The 16,104-nt window shown below is 35.4% G+C and carries 15 protein-coding genes; 8 read left to right on the top strand and 7 right to left on the bottom strand.

The window, feature by feature from the left end:
* Positions 1–9 precede the first annotated feature (9 nt).
* A complete protein-coding gene (locus tag H599_RS0115440; protein WP_026714949.1) occupies positions 10–1,572 on the bottom strand; it encodes a protein adenylyltransferase SelO in 1,563 nt (520 codons plus the stop codon).
* A 234-nt stretch (positions 1,573–1,806) separates the two neighbouring features.
* Between H599_RS0115440 and tgt the strand changes: the two genes are divergently transcribed.
* The 8 genes from tgt (at position 1,807) to H599_RS0115405 (ending at position 11,101) form a co-directional block, all read left to right on the top strand.
* Positions 1,807–2,937 carry a tRNA guanosine(34) transglycosylase Tgt gene (tgt, locus tag H599_RS0115435; protein ID WP_026714948.1) on the top strand — a complete coding sequence of 377 codons (1,131 nt, stop codon included), beginning with the start codon at positions 1,807–1,809 and terminating at the stop codon, positions 2,935–2,937.
* Positions 2,938–3,003: 66 nt separating this feature from the next.
* Entirely contained in the window at positions 3,004–4,092 is a 1,089-nt protein-coding gene (locus tag H599_RS0115430) for an LptF/LptG family permease (protein ID WP_026714947.1), read from the top strand.
* Positions 4,079–4,981 carry a DMT family transporter gene (locus H599_RS0115425; RefSeq protein WP_026714946.1) on the top strand — a complete coding sequence of 301 codons (903 nt, stop codon included), beginning with the start codon at positions 4,079–4,081 and terminating at the stop codon, positions 4,979–4,981. The genes H599_RS0115430 and H599_RS0115425 overlap by 14 nt, the downstream gene beginning before the upstream one ends.
* A 159-nt stretch (positions 4,982–5,140) precedes the next feature.
* Positions 5,141–6,550, top strand: coding sequence for an LTA synthase family protein (locus H599_RS19910; protein ID WP_245600534.1), 1,410 nt, complete (start codon positions 5,141–5,143; stop codon positions 6,548–6,550).
* Positions 6,551–6,695: 145 nt separating this feature from the next.
* A complete protein-coding gene (locus tag H599_RS21255) occupies positions 6,696–6,980 on the top strand; it encodes a hypothetical protein (RefSeq protein ID WP_245600533.1) in 285 nt (94 codons plus the stop codon).
* Between the two features lie 179 nt (positions 6,981–7,159).
* Positions 7,160–8,113 (top strand): acetyl-CoA carboxylase carboxyltransferase subunit alpha, encoded by a 954-nt coding sequence (locus H599_RS0115415; RefSeq protein ID WP_026714945.1) that lies wholly within the window; start codon positions 7,160–7,162, stop codon positions 8,111–8,113.
* A gap of 144 nt (positions 8,114–8,257) precedes the next feature.
* On the top strand, positions 8,258–9,802 hold the full coding sequence (dnaB, locus tag H599_RS0115410; RefSeq protein ID WP_026714944.1) for a replicative DNA helicase: 1,545 nt from the start codon (positions 8,258–8,260) through the stop codon (positions 9,800–9,802).
* Between the two features lie 36 nt (positions 9,803–9,838).
* Positions 9,839–11,101: a hypothetical protein gene (locus H599_RS0115405; RefSeq protein ID WP_026714943.1), complete on the top strand. Its 1,263-nt coding sequence runs from the start codon at positions 9,839–9,841 to the stop codon at positions 11,099–11,101.
* A gap of 84 nt (positions 11,102–11,185) precedes the next feature.
* Here the strand turns inward: H599_RS0115405 and H599_RS0115400 are convergent, their stop codons facing one another.
* The 6 genes from H599_RS0115400 to thrS form a co-directional block, all read right to left on the bottom strand.
* Positions 11,186–11,620, bottom strand: a complete 435-nt coding sequence (locus H599_RS0115400; RefSeq protein ID WP_026714942.1) for a carboxymuconolactone decarboxylase family protein — start codon at positions 11,618–11,620, stop codon at positions 11,186–11,188.
* Positions 11,621–11,698: 78 nt separating this feature from the next.
* Positions 11,699–12,271: a Crp/Fnr family transcriptional regulator gene (locus H599_RS0115395; RefSeq protein ID WP_026714941.1), complete on the bottom strand. Its 573-nt coding sequence runs from the start codon at positions 12,269–12,271 to the stop codon at positions 11,699–11,701.
* A 129-nt stretch (positions 12,272–12,400) separates the two neighbouring features.
* Positions 12,401–12,745, bottom strand: coding sequence for a 50S ribosomal protein L20 (rplT, locus tag H599_RS0115390; RefSeq protein ID WP_026714940.1), 345 nt, complete (start codon positions 12,743–12,745; stop codon positions 12,401–12,403).
* A gap of 117 nt (positions 12,746–12,862) precedes the next feature.
* Positions 12,863–13,060 carry a 50S ribosomal protein L35 gene (gene rpmI / locus H599_RS0115385; RefSeq protein WP_026714939.1) on the bottom strand — a complete coding sequence of 66 codons (198 nt, stop codon included), beginning with the start codon at positions 13,058–13,060 and terminating at the stop codon, positions 12,863–12,865.
* 100 nt (positions 13,061–13,160) lie between these two features.
* Positions 13,161–13,718 carry a translation initiation factor IF-3 gene (gene infC / locus H599_RS0115380; RefSeq protein WP_394330981.1) on the bottom strand — a complete coding sequence of 186 codons (558 nt, stop codon included), beginning with the start codon at positions 13,716–13,718 and terminating at the stop codon, positions 13,161–13,163.
* Positions 13,719–13,734: 16 nt separating this feature from the next.
* Entirely contained in the window at positions 13,735–15,681 is a 1,947-nt protein-coding gene (gene thrS / locus H599_RS0115375; RefSeq protein WP_026714937.1) for a threonine--tRNA ligase, read from the bottom strand.
* Positions 15,682–16,104: the final 423 nt, after the last annotated feature.

Here is a 16,104-nt window from a genome sequence, read left to right as displayed (position 1 = left end):
TTGTAAAAATTAAGAACTACAAGACAACATCGAACAACCTACTTTGTTTCTGGCCCATTCCGGACGTTTGGCAAACCATTTCGTCATATTTTCCTGTTCAGAATACGGATTTTTCAATAGATTGAAAAGTTCGTCAATCAGGCTGTAATTGCCTTTGTCGGCAGCATCGATGGCTAATTGTGCCATGTAATTCCGTAATACATATTTTGGATTGACGCTGTTCATTTTTTCGGCACGTTCAGTATTAGTTATTGTTTCTAATTGCAGGCGCAGGCTGTATTGGTTGAACCAATTGTTCCAGGCTTCGCTGATTTTTGGAAATTCTTCAATGGAATTGTAGAAAGCAACAGTAATGATTTTTAATCCTTCTTCCGGTTTTTCTTTTTGAAACTGACTTAGATTTCTGTAGAAAATGGTCATGTCGGTTTCGGTTAAATGTAAATTGTTTTCTAATTCCTGAATGAGTTTTTGGTCGTTCTCATTTTGGGTGAAAAGTCCAATTTTAGAACGCATCATGTTTAAATATTGGATTTCGAAATTGGTACCAAAATCAGCCAGGATTTTTTCCAAACCTTCAGCTTCGTTGATTAAAAGAAATAAAGCATTTGCCAATTGGTACAAATTCCAAAGGACAATGTTGGGTTGGTTGCCGTAACGATAACGCTTGTGTTGGGAGTCGGTGGTGTTAGGTGTCCAACCGTAGTCGTAACCTTCGAGCCAGCCATAAGGACCGTAATCGATGGTGAGTCCCAAAATGGACATGTTATCAGTATTCATTACGCCGTGTACAAAACCAATCCGTTGCCAATGAATAATCATTTTCAGACTGTTTTCGGCGACTTTTCTGAAAAATTGCAGATAGCTCTCTTTAGAAGGCTCGCCTAATTCCGGGTAAAAATGTTTGATGGTATAATCAGTGAGTGTTTTTAGAGTTTGCACATCTTTACGTGCAGCTAAGATTTGGTAGTTTCCAAAACGTAAAAAACTAGGTGCAATACGACTTACAATAGCTCCTTTTTCATAAGCCGGATGGCCGTTGTAGAGCATATCTCTTAAAACTTCGTCTCCTGACAAAGCTAAAGACAATGCTCTTGTGGTAGGAACACCTAAATAAAACATGGCTTCGCTGCATAAATATTCGCGGATGGAAGAGCGCAAAACTGCCAATCCGTCGGCAGTTCTGGAATATGGTGTTTTTCCAGCGCCTTTGAGTTGGATAGCCCAACGTTGATTATTGTGAACGATTTCAGTTAAATTGACTGCACGGCCATCGCCTAGTTGTCCTGCCCAGTTTCCAAACTGATGTCCGCCGTAGCACATGGCATAGGGCTGGGTGTTTGGTAAAACTTCGTTTCCGGTGAAAATATTTTTGAATTCTTCGGATTGAGCATCTTCTAGTGATAATCCTAAGTTTTCGAGCATTTCCGGAGAAACGTGAAGTATTTCAGGATTGGCCGTTTTTACAGGTGTTACAAATGAAAAACAAGCGTTTTCGACCTGTCTGACGTAGTTTTCGGTAATTGGGTCGGCGGGTAATTCTTTGTTGAAAGTATCTTGAATGTTGATTTTCATTGTATTTGTAATTATTGATAATACAAAGTTACAAATATTAATACCACTATAAATCTTCAATTTTACCATTAAGGAGTTAAGAAAATTTATACTTAATGATTCTTAATTTCTTAATGGTGAAAAACAATGTTTTTTAAAGCGTTAGTTTGCTGTTAAAAAGATGTAGCTTTTTTCTAAATTAAACTATCTTTGCGCTCCCGAATAGTCGGAAAAACAATCGGTAGAGAAACCAGTATGAAGTTTGATTTATTACAAAAAGACCCACTTTCTAAAGCCAGAGCGGGAAGCATTACCACTGATCACGGTGTGATTGAAACGCCTATTTTTATGCCGGTAGGTACGGTAGCTTCTGTAAAAGGAGTGCACCAAAGAGAATTGAAAGACGATATTAATCCGGATATTATTCTTGGAAATACTTATCATTTGTATTTGCGTCCGCAGACTGAAATTTTAGAGCAGGCGGGAGGATTGCATAAATTCATGAATTGGGATCGTAATATTTTGACAGATTCTGGAGGTTATCAGGTGTATTCGCTTTCCAATAGCCGAAAAATTAAGGAAGAAGGAGTAAAGTTTAAATCGCATATTGACGGTTCTTATCATACTTTTACTCCGGAGAATGTAATGGAAATTCAGCGTACTATTGGAGCTGATATTATCATGGCTTTTGATGAATGTACACCTTATCCATGTGATTATCATTATGCCAAACGTTCGATGCACATGACGCACCGTTGGTTGAATCGTTGTATCAATCATTTGGATAAAATTCCGGTAAAATATGGTTATGATCAGGCCTTTTTTCCAATTGTTCAGGGGAGTACTTATAAAGATTTGCGACGTCAGTCGGCGGAATATATTGCGAATTCCGGTCAGGCAGGAAATGCTATTGGCGGACTTTCAGTAGGGGAACCAGCCGAAGAAATGTATGCGATGACTGAGGTGGTGACTGAAATTTTGCCGGAGGACAAACCTCGTTATTTGATGGGGGTGGGAACGCCAATTAATATTTTGGAAAATATCGCTCTGGGAATTGATATGTTTGACTGTGTGATGCCTACTCGAAATGCCCGAAACGGGATGTTGTTTACAGCTAATGGTACTATCAATATTAAAAATAAAAAATGGGAAGCCGATTTTTCGCCAATTGATGAAATGGGAATCACCTTTGTGGATACCGAATATTCAAAAGCTTATTTGCGTCATCTTTTTGCTGCCAATGAGTATTTAGGGAAACAAATCGCTACGATTCATAATTTAGGGTTTTATATGTGGTTGGTTCGCGAAGCCAGAAAGCATATCTTAGCCGGTGATTTCAGAGTTTGGAAAGAAATGATGGTGAAAAACATGAGTCAAAGACTTTAAAATATGTTGATTTGTTTAATCGTTTATTCGGTTAAACGATTAAACAAAAAATCAATTAATGCTATTATGTTAACAATACTAGATAAGTACATTCTGAAAAGATATTTGGCCACTTTTGCGGCCATGTTGTTAATGTTTATTCCAATTGGGATTATTATTGATGTTTCGGAGAAAATCAATTTTATGATTGAGAATAAAGTTCCTTTTCTGGCTATTGTTATCTATTATTATCATTTTACAATTTATTTTGCCAATGCCTTATTTCCGATATTTCTCTTTTTATCGATTATTTGGTTTACTTCAAAATTGGCTAATAATACCGAAATCATTGCCATATTGAGTTCGGGAATTTCCTTTAGCCGTTTTTTAAGACCTTATTTTATCGGGGCAACCATTATTTCGATTTTTGTATTGTTGATGGGATTTTATGTGGTTCCGGTTTCGAGTGAGGGCTTTAATAATTTCCGTTATACTTATTTGCGTAGAGACGGAAAAGAACGAATGCGGGGCGATAATACCGATGTGTACAGGCAGTTGAATGACAAGGAATTTCTGTATGTAAGTAATTTTAATCCAACGTCGAAAATGGCGTTTAATTTTGCTTTGGAAAAATTTGAAAAAGAAAAAATGGTTTCCAAAATTACCGCCAGCCGAATTAAATACAACGAAAAAGACAGTACTTATACCTTGTATGACTATACTAAGCGAACTGTAGGTAAACTGGGCGATAAGATAGAAGTTTTGCCTGAAAAAAATGTGAAATTTAAATTTGAACTCGAAGATTTAACTCCGGTAGTTTACATCGCGGAGACGCTGCGACTGGATAAACTAATTGATTTTATTGATAAGGAAAGGAAACGTGGTTCGTCTAATATCAACGTTTATTTAGTGGTTTTCTATAAAAAATTCAGTATTCCGGTTTCGGCCTTCATTTTGACCATTATTGCTGTGGCGGTTTCTTCGATGAAGCGAAGAGGAGGGATGGGAATGAATTTAACCATCGGGATTGCCGTAGCTTTTGGATTTGTGTTTTTTGATAAGATATTTGGCGTATTAGCCGAAAAATCGACTTTTTCACCTCTTGTAGCAGTTTGGTTTTCTAATTTTGTTTTTGGAATTCTGGCTGTTTATTTGTTGCGCAATGCCAAACGTTAGACTTAAAAGTTATTTCAATCTCCATCTGATTGTTTTTATTTGGGGGTTTACAGCCATACTTGGCGCTTTAATTACTATTGCTGCCGACGTGATTGTTTGGTATCGAATGCTGATGGCTTCTTTGTTTTTAGCGGTTTATATTTTCTTTTCAAGAAAGTCTTTCCAAATTCCATTTACCGCTTTACTTCAGTTGACTTTTGTAGGGCTGCTCATAGCACTGCATTGGATTTTTTTCTTTCATGCCATTCATATTTCTAATGTGTCGATAACTTTATCTGTGTTTTCTTTAGGTGCTTTTTTAGCATCCCTGTTAGAGCCTTTGTTTTATGGACGAAAAGTCCTTTGGTATGAAGTGTTTTTTGGGTTGGTTATTATAGCGGCTTTATCTGTAATTATGCAGGTTGAGGCCGGTTATTTTAAAGGAATGCTCTTTGCTTTGGTTGCCATTATTCTCGGGGTTTTGTTTACTTTGTTTAATGGTAAATTGATTCAAAAACATGATTCGGCAGTGATTACTTTTTATGAATTTGTAGCAGGTTTTCTTTTTATAACGATTTATTTTATTGGTCAAAATAAATTTAGTCTGGATTTTTTCAGTGTTTCAGCTAATGATTGGTTGTTGCTGTTGGTTTTGTCCTCGGTTTGTACGGCTTATGCTTTTACGGCTTCGGTAAAAGTGATGAAACAATTGAGTCCTTATACGGTTATGCTGACAACCAATTTAGAGCCGGTTTACGGAATTCTTTTGGCTTATTTTATTATTGGCGATAAGGAAAAAATGAGTGGTTCTTTTTATGCGGGTGCTCTGATTATTCTTTTAGTGGTGATTTTAAACGGAATTTTAAAGCACAAACGCAAGCTGAAGTTGAAAACAAAAAACAGCAGTTAAGAGTTTTTTAAAAAAATAATTATAGTGATTTTTTTATAATTAAGTAAATAAAATAAAGAATATTAATTTTTTCAAACCAGTACTGAATTTCTTTTTTATTGGTTTACTGATTACAACGCTTAGTCGTTTGGCTCTTTTTTAGTATTTAAAGAACGTGTAATGCAAACACCGGATTATTGGATGTTGTTTCCAATAGGTTTGAATGGATATCATTTGCTGGGTTATATTTCATTTTTGCCAACATTATTATTGTCGGTTTTGCCGGATAATTATTTGCAAAAAATAAAGAAACTTTTCAGCGTTTACTTTATTTTCTTTTTGTTGTTTTTCATGGAATTAGCCAGCTATGATTTTATCAATGAATATGATACACGTCCCAATAAATTGTTTATTGATTATTTAATTTATCCTAAAGAAGTTGTGGGGACTTTGATTAAAAGTTATATGACTTCTATGGTGGTTTCGTTTTTGGTTTTAGGGTTGGCGCTTTATTTTGTAATTAAAAATGCTGCTTCCTGGTTTTACCCAAAAAATATGGCTTATCGTACCAAGTTGTTTTTGTTTCCTCTGGTGGTTTTTCTGTTGTTTTTGGGGCAAGATCAAGCTTGGTCTCTAAAAGACCTAATAAATGCCAGTAATGCTATTTTTTCAACCAATCAATTGACAAATACTTTAGGAGTGAATTCTTTATATACCGTAGGTTTTGCATTGTATTCACTTAAAAACGAAGGAAATGCAGCAAAAATGTATGGTAAAATGGATGCTGAAGAAGCAATCAGGCGGGTTAAAAAATACATGAATGTTCCCGAATCAAATTTTACGGATGCTAATTTACCATTGATGCATTTGCAAAAAGCGGATACTGTTCTTGAAAAACCTTATAATATTGTGGTTTTTTTACAGGAAAGTTTAGGTGCTGAGTATGTTGGTTGCTTAGGAGGATTACCTTTGACTCCTGAATTGGATAAACTTTCTAAAGAAGGTTTGTTGTTTACTAATTTATATTGTACCGGAACGCGTAGTGTAAGAGGTATAGAAGCCGTGGTGACGGGGTTTCTTCCTTCGCCTTCGGAGAGTGTGGTAAAATTGAGTAATTCGCAAACAGGATTTTATACGCTTGCTGAAAATCTTAGGGAGAAAGGTTATCAAACAAGTTTTATTTATGACGGAATGGCTAATTTTGATAATATGGCTGCTTTTTTTAACGGAAACGGTTTTAGTAAAATCATTGACGAAAAAGATTATGATAAATCTAAAGCAGCATTTAAAGAAAACTGGGGATATTCTGAAGAAGATTTAGTTGTAAAAGCCAATAAATATTTTAAATCCATGGGGAATAAATCTTTCTTCTCTCTGATGTTTTCAACATCTAATCATGAGCCTTTTGAATTTCCCGACGGAAGAATTCAGTTGTATGATAAAAAGAAAAATACCGTACATAATGCTATGAAATATGCCGATTTTTCAATCGGGAAGTTTTTTAAATTGGCTAAAAAAGAAACCTATTTTAAAAATACCATTTTCCTGGTTATTGCCGATCATTGTACCAGAACTTACGGTAAAACTTAGTACCGATAAACAAGTTTCATATTCGGGCTTTGTTGATTGATCCGAATATTCCTAAAGGTAAAAAAAATACGAGAAATTAAGCAGTCAGTACGAGAAATTATGCAGTCAGATTGATATTGCTCCAACGGTATTGAATTTTATAAGTATGGATATCAGTGATCCAATGCCGGGAATAAATTTAATGCATCTTGCTTCAAATGTTCCCGGAAGAGCTATCATGCAGTTTCATGATAATGATGCATTTAGAATTGAAAACAAGGTAGTCGTTTTACAACCGAATAAAGAACTTTTGGAGTTTGAAATGAAAAACGATACGGTTTTAATACCAACAAAATTGAATAAAAAAATGGCGAAAGATGCTTTGGCTCATGTTACCACAGCTTCTTATTTGTACAAGGAACGAAAATACAGAATGAAAAATAAGAAGTAAAATAATTATATTTTACGTTTTGATTTTCAGTAAGATGAGGTTTTAGCAGAAGTTTGTCTAAGAATAGTATAATTGGTTGTATCTTTGTCGGGATAGACTAAAATAAAAAAATTAACGGGTGTAAATGATTTAATATTTTATATTTGCACTTCCAAATAAAATAATAACGCACAAATCCTATGGAATATTTAGATTTTGAGCTTCCAATAAAAGAACTTGAAGAGCAATTAGAAAAATGTCAGGTTATTGGACAGGAATCAGAGGTTGATGTTACCAATACATGCAATCAAATTAATGATAAATTGATTGAGACCAAAAAGAAGATATATGGAAATCTTACGGCTTGGCAACGTGTACAACTATCAAGACATCCAAACCGTCCTTATACTTTAGATCATATTAGAGGACTTTGCGGAGATACTTTTTTAGAACTTCACGGAGACAGAGGATTTAAAGACGACAAAGCCATGGTAGGTGGTTTAGGGAAAATTGGAGGTCAGTCTTTTATGATTATTGGTCAACAAAAAGGATACAATACTAAAACACGTCAATATAGAAATTTCGGGATGGCTAATCCTGAAGGATATCGTAAAGCCTTACGATTGATGAAAATGGCTGAAAAGTTTGGGATTCCAATTGTTACTTTAGTGGATACTCCGGGAGCTTATCCAGGTTTAGAAGCTGAGGAACGCGGACAAGGAGAAGCGATTGCCAGAAATATTTACGAGATGGTTTTGCTTAAAGTTCCTGTAATTACCATTATTGTTGGAGAAGGAGCTTCAGGAGGAGCTTTAGGAATTGGTGTTGGAGACCGTGTTTATATGTTAGAAAACACCTGGTATTCGGTTATTTCTCCGGAATCTTGTTCTTCTATCTTATGGAAAAGCTGGGAATACAAAGAGAAAGCTGCTGAAGCCTTAAAATTGACTTCTGCCGATATGAAAAAACAGCAATTGGTGGATGATGTAATTCCGGAACCTCTGGGAGGAGCTCATTATGACAGAGAAACTACTTTTAAAACCGTTGAAAAATACATTTTGAAAGGATATGAGGAGTTGAAAAAATTATCAACAGCTGACTTAATTGCACAGCGAATGGATAAGTACACTAAAATGGGTGAGTTTAAAGAATAATAAACCCTTTTACGAATATAGAATCCGAAACCTTACCGTTTCGGATTTTTTTTTGGAGGTTATAAACAAATTGGAGTTAGTTATAAACATATTGTTGTAATAACTAAACTGTGTTTTTTTTAAAATTTATGCTACTTTCGTGCTATGGAAAATTTCAAGAATGTAAAGCCGGTAAAGGTTGATAAAGCTACAATAATAAACCTGGAAAAAGGGAAGTTGCCTCCTCAAGCTGTTGATTTAGAGGAAGCTGTGCTGGGTGCGATGATGATTGATAAAAAAGGGGTAGATGATGTAATTGATATTTTGCAACCAGATGCCTTTTATAAAGAAGCCCACCGACATATTTTTGAAGCCATTGTGCAATTGTTTACCGAAACGCAACCCATCGATTTGCTTACGGTTTCTGCACAGTTAAAGAAAAACGGAAAATTAGATTTAGCCGGAGGTGATTTTTATTTAATTCAGCTTACGCAAAAAATTTCCTCTTCGGCGCATATCGAGTTTCACTCCAGAATTATTCTTCAGAAATTTATTCAGCGTAGTTTGATTCGGATTTCCAATGAAATTATCGAAGATTCCTATGATGAAACTACCGATGTTTTTGATTTGTTAGATAAAGCCGAATCCAAACTTTATGAAGTAACTCAGGGAAATATTAAACGAAGCTCGGAAACCGCACAAAGTTTAGTATTACAAGCCAAAAAGAAAATTGAAGAAATTAGTAAAAAAGAAGGTTTGAGTGGAGTTGAAACCGGGTTTACTAATTTGGATAAACTAACATCCGGTTGGCAGCCGAGTGACTTGATTATTATCGCAGCACGTCCTGCGATGGGAAAAACAGCCTTCGTATTGTCGATGGCCCGAAACATGGCGATTGATTACGGACACGGAGTAGCTATATTTTCGCTGGAGATGGCATCCGTTCAGCTTATTACCCGTTTGATTTCCTCAGAAACAGGTTTGTCTTCTGAAAAATTACGTACCGGAAAATTAGAACCGCATGAGTGGACGATGTTGAGTACAAAAGTAAAGGACTTAGAAAAAGCGCCTTTGTTTATTGATGATACACCTTCACTTTCTATTTTTGATTTACGTGCCAAAGCCAGACGTTTGGCTTCCCAACACGGAATTAAAATTATTATTATTGACTACTTACAGTTGATGACTGCCGGTGGAAATACTAAAGGAGGAGGAAACCGTGAGCAGGAGATTTCGACAATTTCCCGAAACCTAAAAGCATTGGCCAAAGAGTTGAACGTACCTGTTATTGCTCTTTCTCAGCTTTCGCGTGCGGTGGAAACCCGTGGATCCAGTAAGCGTCCGTTGCTTTCCGACCTTCGTGAATCGGGAGCGATTGAGCAGGATGCCGATATTGTATCGTTTTTATACCGTCCGGAATATTATAAAATTGACGAATGGGATGATGATGAAGCAGCTCCAACAGCCGGTCAGGCTGAGATTATGATTGCCAAACACCGTAACGGGGGAATTGAAAATGTGCGTTTGAAATTCTTAGGACATTTAGGAAAATTTGATAATTTGGATGATTACAGTGGAGGCTATGATGATGACTTACCGTCATCGATGAATCAGGATGATAATTCGTTTATTACTAAAAATTTGCCATCGCCTCATGAAGCTTTCGGAAGCAATTTGAATGATGATGATGACGATGATATGCCCTTTTAAGGTAAAAAGTGCTATATTTGAAATAAAACTTTCCTAATGGTTTTTAGAAATATAGCGCTTTTTATTTTTATTTTATATTCCTTCACCGCTAAGGCTTCTTTTATTTTGTTGCCAATGGATGAAACTTCGCAGCAAAATCATCTGAAAGCTTACGGAATTACCTATTGGTGTCTGGATAAAAAATACAAAGCGAGTTGGTTGCTAAATTATCGCGGAGGTTCTTTTTTATTACCTGATGCAAATGAAATTCGTAAAGAATGTCAAATCAGAGGTGTAAGTTTTGAAATTCTTTCTGATGCTGATGAACAGGCAATTTTGAACGAAATTGCCAGCCCTTCGCAAAATATGGAAAATGTAGTTTTAGAGAAAGCTCCTAAAATAGCAGTTTATACACCAAAAGGCAAACAACCCTGGGATGATGCGGTTACTTTGGTTTTAACTTATGCAGAAATTCCTTTTACACCTATTTATGATACCGAAGTTTTAAGTGACCAATTGGTTTTATACGATTGGTTGCACTTGCATCACGAGGATTTTACCGGACAATATGGGAAGTTTTATGGCTCTTATCGCAATGCGCCCTGGTATATTGAACAAAAAAAAGAAGCTGAAAATTTAGCGTATCAATTAGGTTTTTCAAAAGTATCTCAGGAAAAAACAGCTGTAGCTAAAAAAATCAGAGATTTTGTAATAGGAGGCGGTTTTATGTTTGCCATGTGTTCGGCTACAGATAGTTTTGATATTGCTCTTTCGGCTGAAGGGGTTGATATTTGTGAATCTATGTTTGATGGCGACCCGAGTGAAGCTAATTATCAATCGAAATTGAATTACTCAAATTCTTTTGCTTTTAAAGATTTTATTCTGGAACGCCGACCGGAACGTTATGAGTTTTCAGATATTGATATGACTGAAAAAAGAACGGTTCCTATGGAAAAAGATTATTTTACTTTAATGGAATTTTCGGCAAAATGGGATCCAATTCCCAGTATGCTTTGTCAAAATCATACGCAATTGATAAAGGGATTTATGGGGCAAACTACCGCATTTGATTCTAAATTAGTAAAATCGAATATGTTGATTTTAGGAAGTTGTGAGTTGAATGGCGAAGTTCGGTATCTTCACGGCCAAAAAGGAAAAGGAATGTTTAGTTTTTATGGCGGTCATGATCCGGAAGATTATCAGCACAAAGTGGGGGATGCGCCTACAATGTTAGATTTACATCCAAATTCTCCGGGTTACAGGTTGATTTTAAATAATGTTTTGTTTCCTGCAGCTAGAAAGAAAAAATTAAAAACATAATTATTCTGTGAGGTGTACATAAAATATAAAAAAGGCCTTTTTTGCTAATGTGTAAAAAAGGCTCTTTTTAATGCACTAGTTGGGTTAGGACGCTCTTAATCCAGTTGTGATTGCGAATCTGTTCCATGAGTTTATCGTAATGATGGTAAGAATGATTTCGGCCAGATATTTTTCGCCAAAAAGACGGGCAGCATTATGATAAACTTCATCAGAAACATGATTACTGATTAATGTCACTTGTTCTGTTAAAGCTAAAATTGCTTTTTCTTCTTCTGTAAAAACATCAGCTTCTCGCCATGCACTGGTAAGGTAAATACGCTGTTCTGTTTCGCCTAATTTTCTTGCATCAGCTGTATGCATATTGATGCAAAAAGCACATCCATTTATTTGTGAAGCACGAATTTTAATTAATTCTTTGTGAGTTGAAGTTAATGAGGTTGTAGAAATGTATTTTTCTAGATTCATTAAGGCTTGGTAGGCTTCTGGAGCAACTTGCGGAATAACTATTCTTGAATTCATTTTTATATGTTTTAAAAGTTCATTACAAAGGTTATTCATGTATACTTTAAAAAACTTGAACTGCTTCAAGAAATGCATTTACGCTTTTCCGGCTCGTATTTTACTCATAAATTCTGCTGAAAAATCTAAATAAGAGGCAAGCATATATTGAGGAACCCGCTGAACAAATTCTGGATTAAGATTACTAAAATGCTGATATCTCTCTTCTGCTGACATTGTAAATAAAAATTTGATACGCATTTGAGCAGCTCCAAATGTTTTTTGAGATACAATTCGAAGATAGCGCTCTAATTTAGGGATCTGAATTAATAATGATTCAAGTACGTTTTTTTTAATTGCTATGATTTCAGAGTTTTCTACTGCCTGAATATAAAAATGTGAGGGTGTGTGATTGTGAAAACTTAAATAATCGGTAATCCACCAACTCTCTACTCCAAATTGGAGTGTCTGCTCTATTCCCTTATTGTTAATTATGTATTGCCTAAAGCATCCTTTGATTATAAAATACATTGTATTACAAACCTGGCTCTCTTGTAAAACATGTTCTTTCTTGTTTATTTTCGAAATAGCTAAACTAGATTCTAAAATGTCAATTTCAAAAGTTTCTAATGAGATGAATTTTTGGATATGTTCTAAAAATACTGAATACATTTGATTGTTGGTTTAATACAAATGTAATAATCTAATTTCTATATATTAAATTTTAGAAAACAAAAACCCAGTCATTTGACTGGGTTTTTTATGATAAGTAAGTAATCCTAAATTGAGTTGATAAAACGTTTATTTTACTTTATTAAGTACAGCTTTGAAAGCTTCCGGGTGGTTCATAGCTAAATCAGCAAGAACTTTTCTGTTCAATTCGATTCCGTTAGCTTTTACTTTACCCATGAATTGAGAATAAGACATTCCTTCCAATCTGGCTCCTGCGTTAATACGTTGGATCCATAATGAACGGAAGTTTCTTTTGTTTTGCTTTCTGTCACGGTAAGCATAAAGCATTGCTTTTTCTACCGCGTTTTTAGCAACTGTCCAAACGTTTTTACGACGACCAAAGAAACCTTTGGCTTGTTTCATTATTTTTTTTCTTCTTGCTCTTTTAGCAACTGAATTTACCGATCTTGGCATAATTTTTACTTTTATTTTTGTAGCAGGCGACCCGAATTTAATCAAGGGTACTTATTGGCCATACTCCAAGGTTATTAAATTGTTTTAACCTAAAGAATTTTAATTGACAATTGTCGATTAGATAATTCTTAATTGTTTTTTGATGCTGTTCATATCTGATTCGTGAACTAGCGTTGAGTGAGTCAAAGCTAATTTACGTTTCTTAGATTTTTTAGTCAAGATGTGACTTTTAAAAGCATGCTTTCTTTTAATTTTTCCAGAACCAGTAACTTTAAAACGTTTCTTGGCGCTAGATTTGGTTTTCATTTTAGGCATTTTTTCCTAGTTTTTTAATTTATTCTTACTTACTTGTCTTTGCGAGCTGCGCGAAGCAATCTCATTGTATTTTCTTCAATCTGCTTTCTGCAGACTGATATTATTTCTTTTTCTTAGGCGCAATGAACATAATCATTCGCTTTCCTTCAAGAACAGGCATTGCTTCAACTTTACCAAACTCTTCTAAATCCTGAGCCAGTCTTAACAATAAGATTTGCCCTTGGTCTTTATAAATAATTGAACGCCCTTTGAAGAATACAAATGCTTTTAATTTAGAACCCTCTTTTAAGAATTTTTCAGCGTTTTTTCTTTTAAATTCGTAATCGTGCTCATCTGTCTGAGGACCAAAACGGATTTCCTTAACTACAATTTGAGCTGATTTGGCCTTCAATTCCTTTTCACGTTTTTTCTGCTCATAAAGGAATTTTTTGTAGTCCATAATCTTACAAACAGGTGGTTCGGCATTAGGGGAAATCTCCACCAAATCCAATTCCAACTCATCAGCTTTACGCAAAGCATCTGAAATTTTATAAATCCCAATTTCTACGTTTTCTCCTACGAGTCGTACTTCTTGTAAACCACGAATATTATTATTGATTCTGTGGGCATCCTTTTTTTCTACGCGAGGTTGAAAACCTCTGTTGCTTCTTATTGCTATGGCTTTAAAATTTAAGTTAAACTGTAAATACTTTTAATGTCTTCTCTATTTCTTCTTTTACAATTGCTGCAAATTCTTCAATTGTAACGGTACTATTTCCTTTTCCTTCCTGACCGTGACGACGAATGGAGATGGTTCCGTTTTTCTCTTCTTCTTCTCCTACAATCAGCATAAATGGGATTTTTTGAATCTCTGCATCCCTGATTTTCTTTCCAATTGTTTCGTTTCGGTTATCAATTAGCCCGCGAATTTCGTGATTTTCTAGCAATTCTAAAACTTTTTTGGCATAATTTTCATATTTCTCGCTCAAAGACAATATTATAGCCTGTTCCGGCATTAGCCAAAGAGGGAAATTTCCTGCTGTGTGTTCTAATAAAATTGCGATGAAACGCTCCATAGAGCCAAATGGTGCTCTGTGAATCATCACTGGACGGTGTAATTCATTGTCGGATCCTTTGTAGGTCAAATCAAAACGCTCTGGTAAGTTGTAATCTACCTGAATAGTCCCAAGTTGCCATTGTCTTCCAAGGGCGTCTTTTACCATGAAATCTAATTTTGGTCCGTAAAAAGCAGCTTCGCCATATTCAACAACAGTGTTTAGTCCTTTGTCACGGGCAGCATTAATGATTGCATTTTCGGCTTTTTCCCAATTTTCATCAGTACCAATGTATTTGTCTCTGTTATCTTTGTCTCTTAATGAAATTTGAGCAGTAAAATTTTCAAAACCTAAAGAGCCGAATACATATAATACAAGGTCGATAACTTTTTTGAATTCTTCGTCTAATTGTTCCGGAGTACAGAAAATATGAGCGTCATCCTGAGTAAATCCACGTACACGTGTTAATCCGTGTAATTCACCTGATTGTTCGTATCTATAAACGGTGCCAAATTCAGCATATCTTTTTGGTAAGTCTTTGTAAGACCAAGGTCTGGTGTTGTAGATTTCGCAGTGGTGAGGGCAGTTCATTGGTTTTAATAAAAACTCTTCGCCTTCTGCAGGTGTGTTAATAGGTTGAAAGCTGTCTGCTCCATATTTGGCATAGTGTCCGGAAGTAACATAAAGTTCTTTTTGTCCAATATGAGGAGTAACAACTTGCTCGTAACCGGCTTTTTTTTGTGCTCTTTTTAAGAATTGTTCTAATCGGTCTCTCAAAGCGGCTCCTTTTGGTAACCATAATGGTAAGCCTTGACCAACTTTTTGAGAGAAAGCAAATAATTCTAGTTCTTTGCCTAATTTTCTGTGATCGCGACGTTTTGCTTCCTCTAATAAAGCTAAATATTCAGTAAGGTCTTTTTGTTTAGGGAATGAAGTTCCGTAAACACGAGTTAACTGTTTGTTTTTTTCATCACCACGCCAGTAAGCACCTGCAACACTCATTACTTTCATGGCCTTGATAAGTCCTGTGTTTGGAATGTGTCCTCCTCGGCATAAATCAGTAAAAGTATCATGGTCGCAAAAAGTAATTGTTCCATCTTCAAGATTGGAAATCAATTCGGTTTTGTATACGTTGTCTTTGTAGATTTCTAATGCTTCTGCTTTTGAAACAGGTCGTAATTTGAATTCGTGTTTACCTCTTGAGATTTCAAGAACTCTGTCTTCGATTTTTTTGAAATCAGCCTCAGTGATTTTTTGGTCTTCAAAATCTACATCGTAATAAAACCCATTAGCGATTGCGGGTCCTAAAGTTAATTTGATGCCTGGATACATTTCTTCTAATACTTGCGCCATTACGTGCGAAGTGGAGTGCCAGAAAGCTTTTTTTCCTTCCAGATCATTCCATGTATATAATGTAAGACTGCCGTCCGTGGTCAAGGGAGTCACTGTTTCCACTGTTGTACCATTGAAAGAAGCCGAAATGACATTTCGTGCGAATCCTTCGCTAATGCTTTTAGCAACATCCATTGGAGTAACGCCGGTAGCGAACTCTCTAACTGACCCGTCGGGCAAAGTAATCTTAATCATTATTATTGTTTTATTTGAGAGTGCAAATATATAGTATTAGAAAAATACATACAATATATATTATAGTATATGTTTTAAAATAAAAATGATTTTTTTATTAGAAGCATCCCGATAGCTATCGGGATCTGCTATCCGCTATATCTCTTGTGTTCGCTGTCGCTTTTGCAGGAGGATACCGCTACTATCAGGGCTAAGGGAGTTGTTTTAAAGAGCAATTTGTGCTATTGTATAGTGTGTGTATAGTTGTAAATTTCGTATTGTTGTCCTGAGCTTGTCGAGGAATTTGTACTATAGTTACTTTTTTATTCTTCCAAATTCCTACAAACTAAAAAAAAGGTTTAAAATAGAAAAGCTTTGTTATCAGGGTATTAAAAAATAAGTTTAAAAATAGTTTGCAAAAGGTGTTGTGTAATTGAATAAAGG

This window comes from Flavobacterium daejeonense DSM 17708 (assembly GCF_000425425.1).
Lineage (GTDB): Bacteria > Bacteroidota > Bacteroidia > Flavobacteriales > Flavobacteriaceae > Flavobacterium > Flavobacterium daejeonense.
This window is presented reverse-complemented; position numbering and strand designations above follow the sequence as displayed.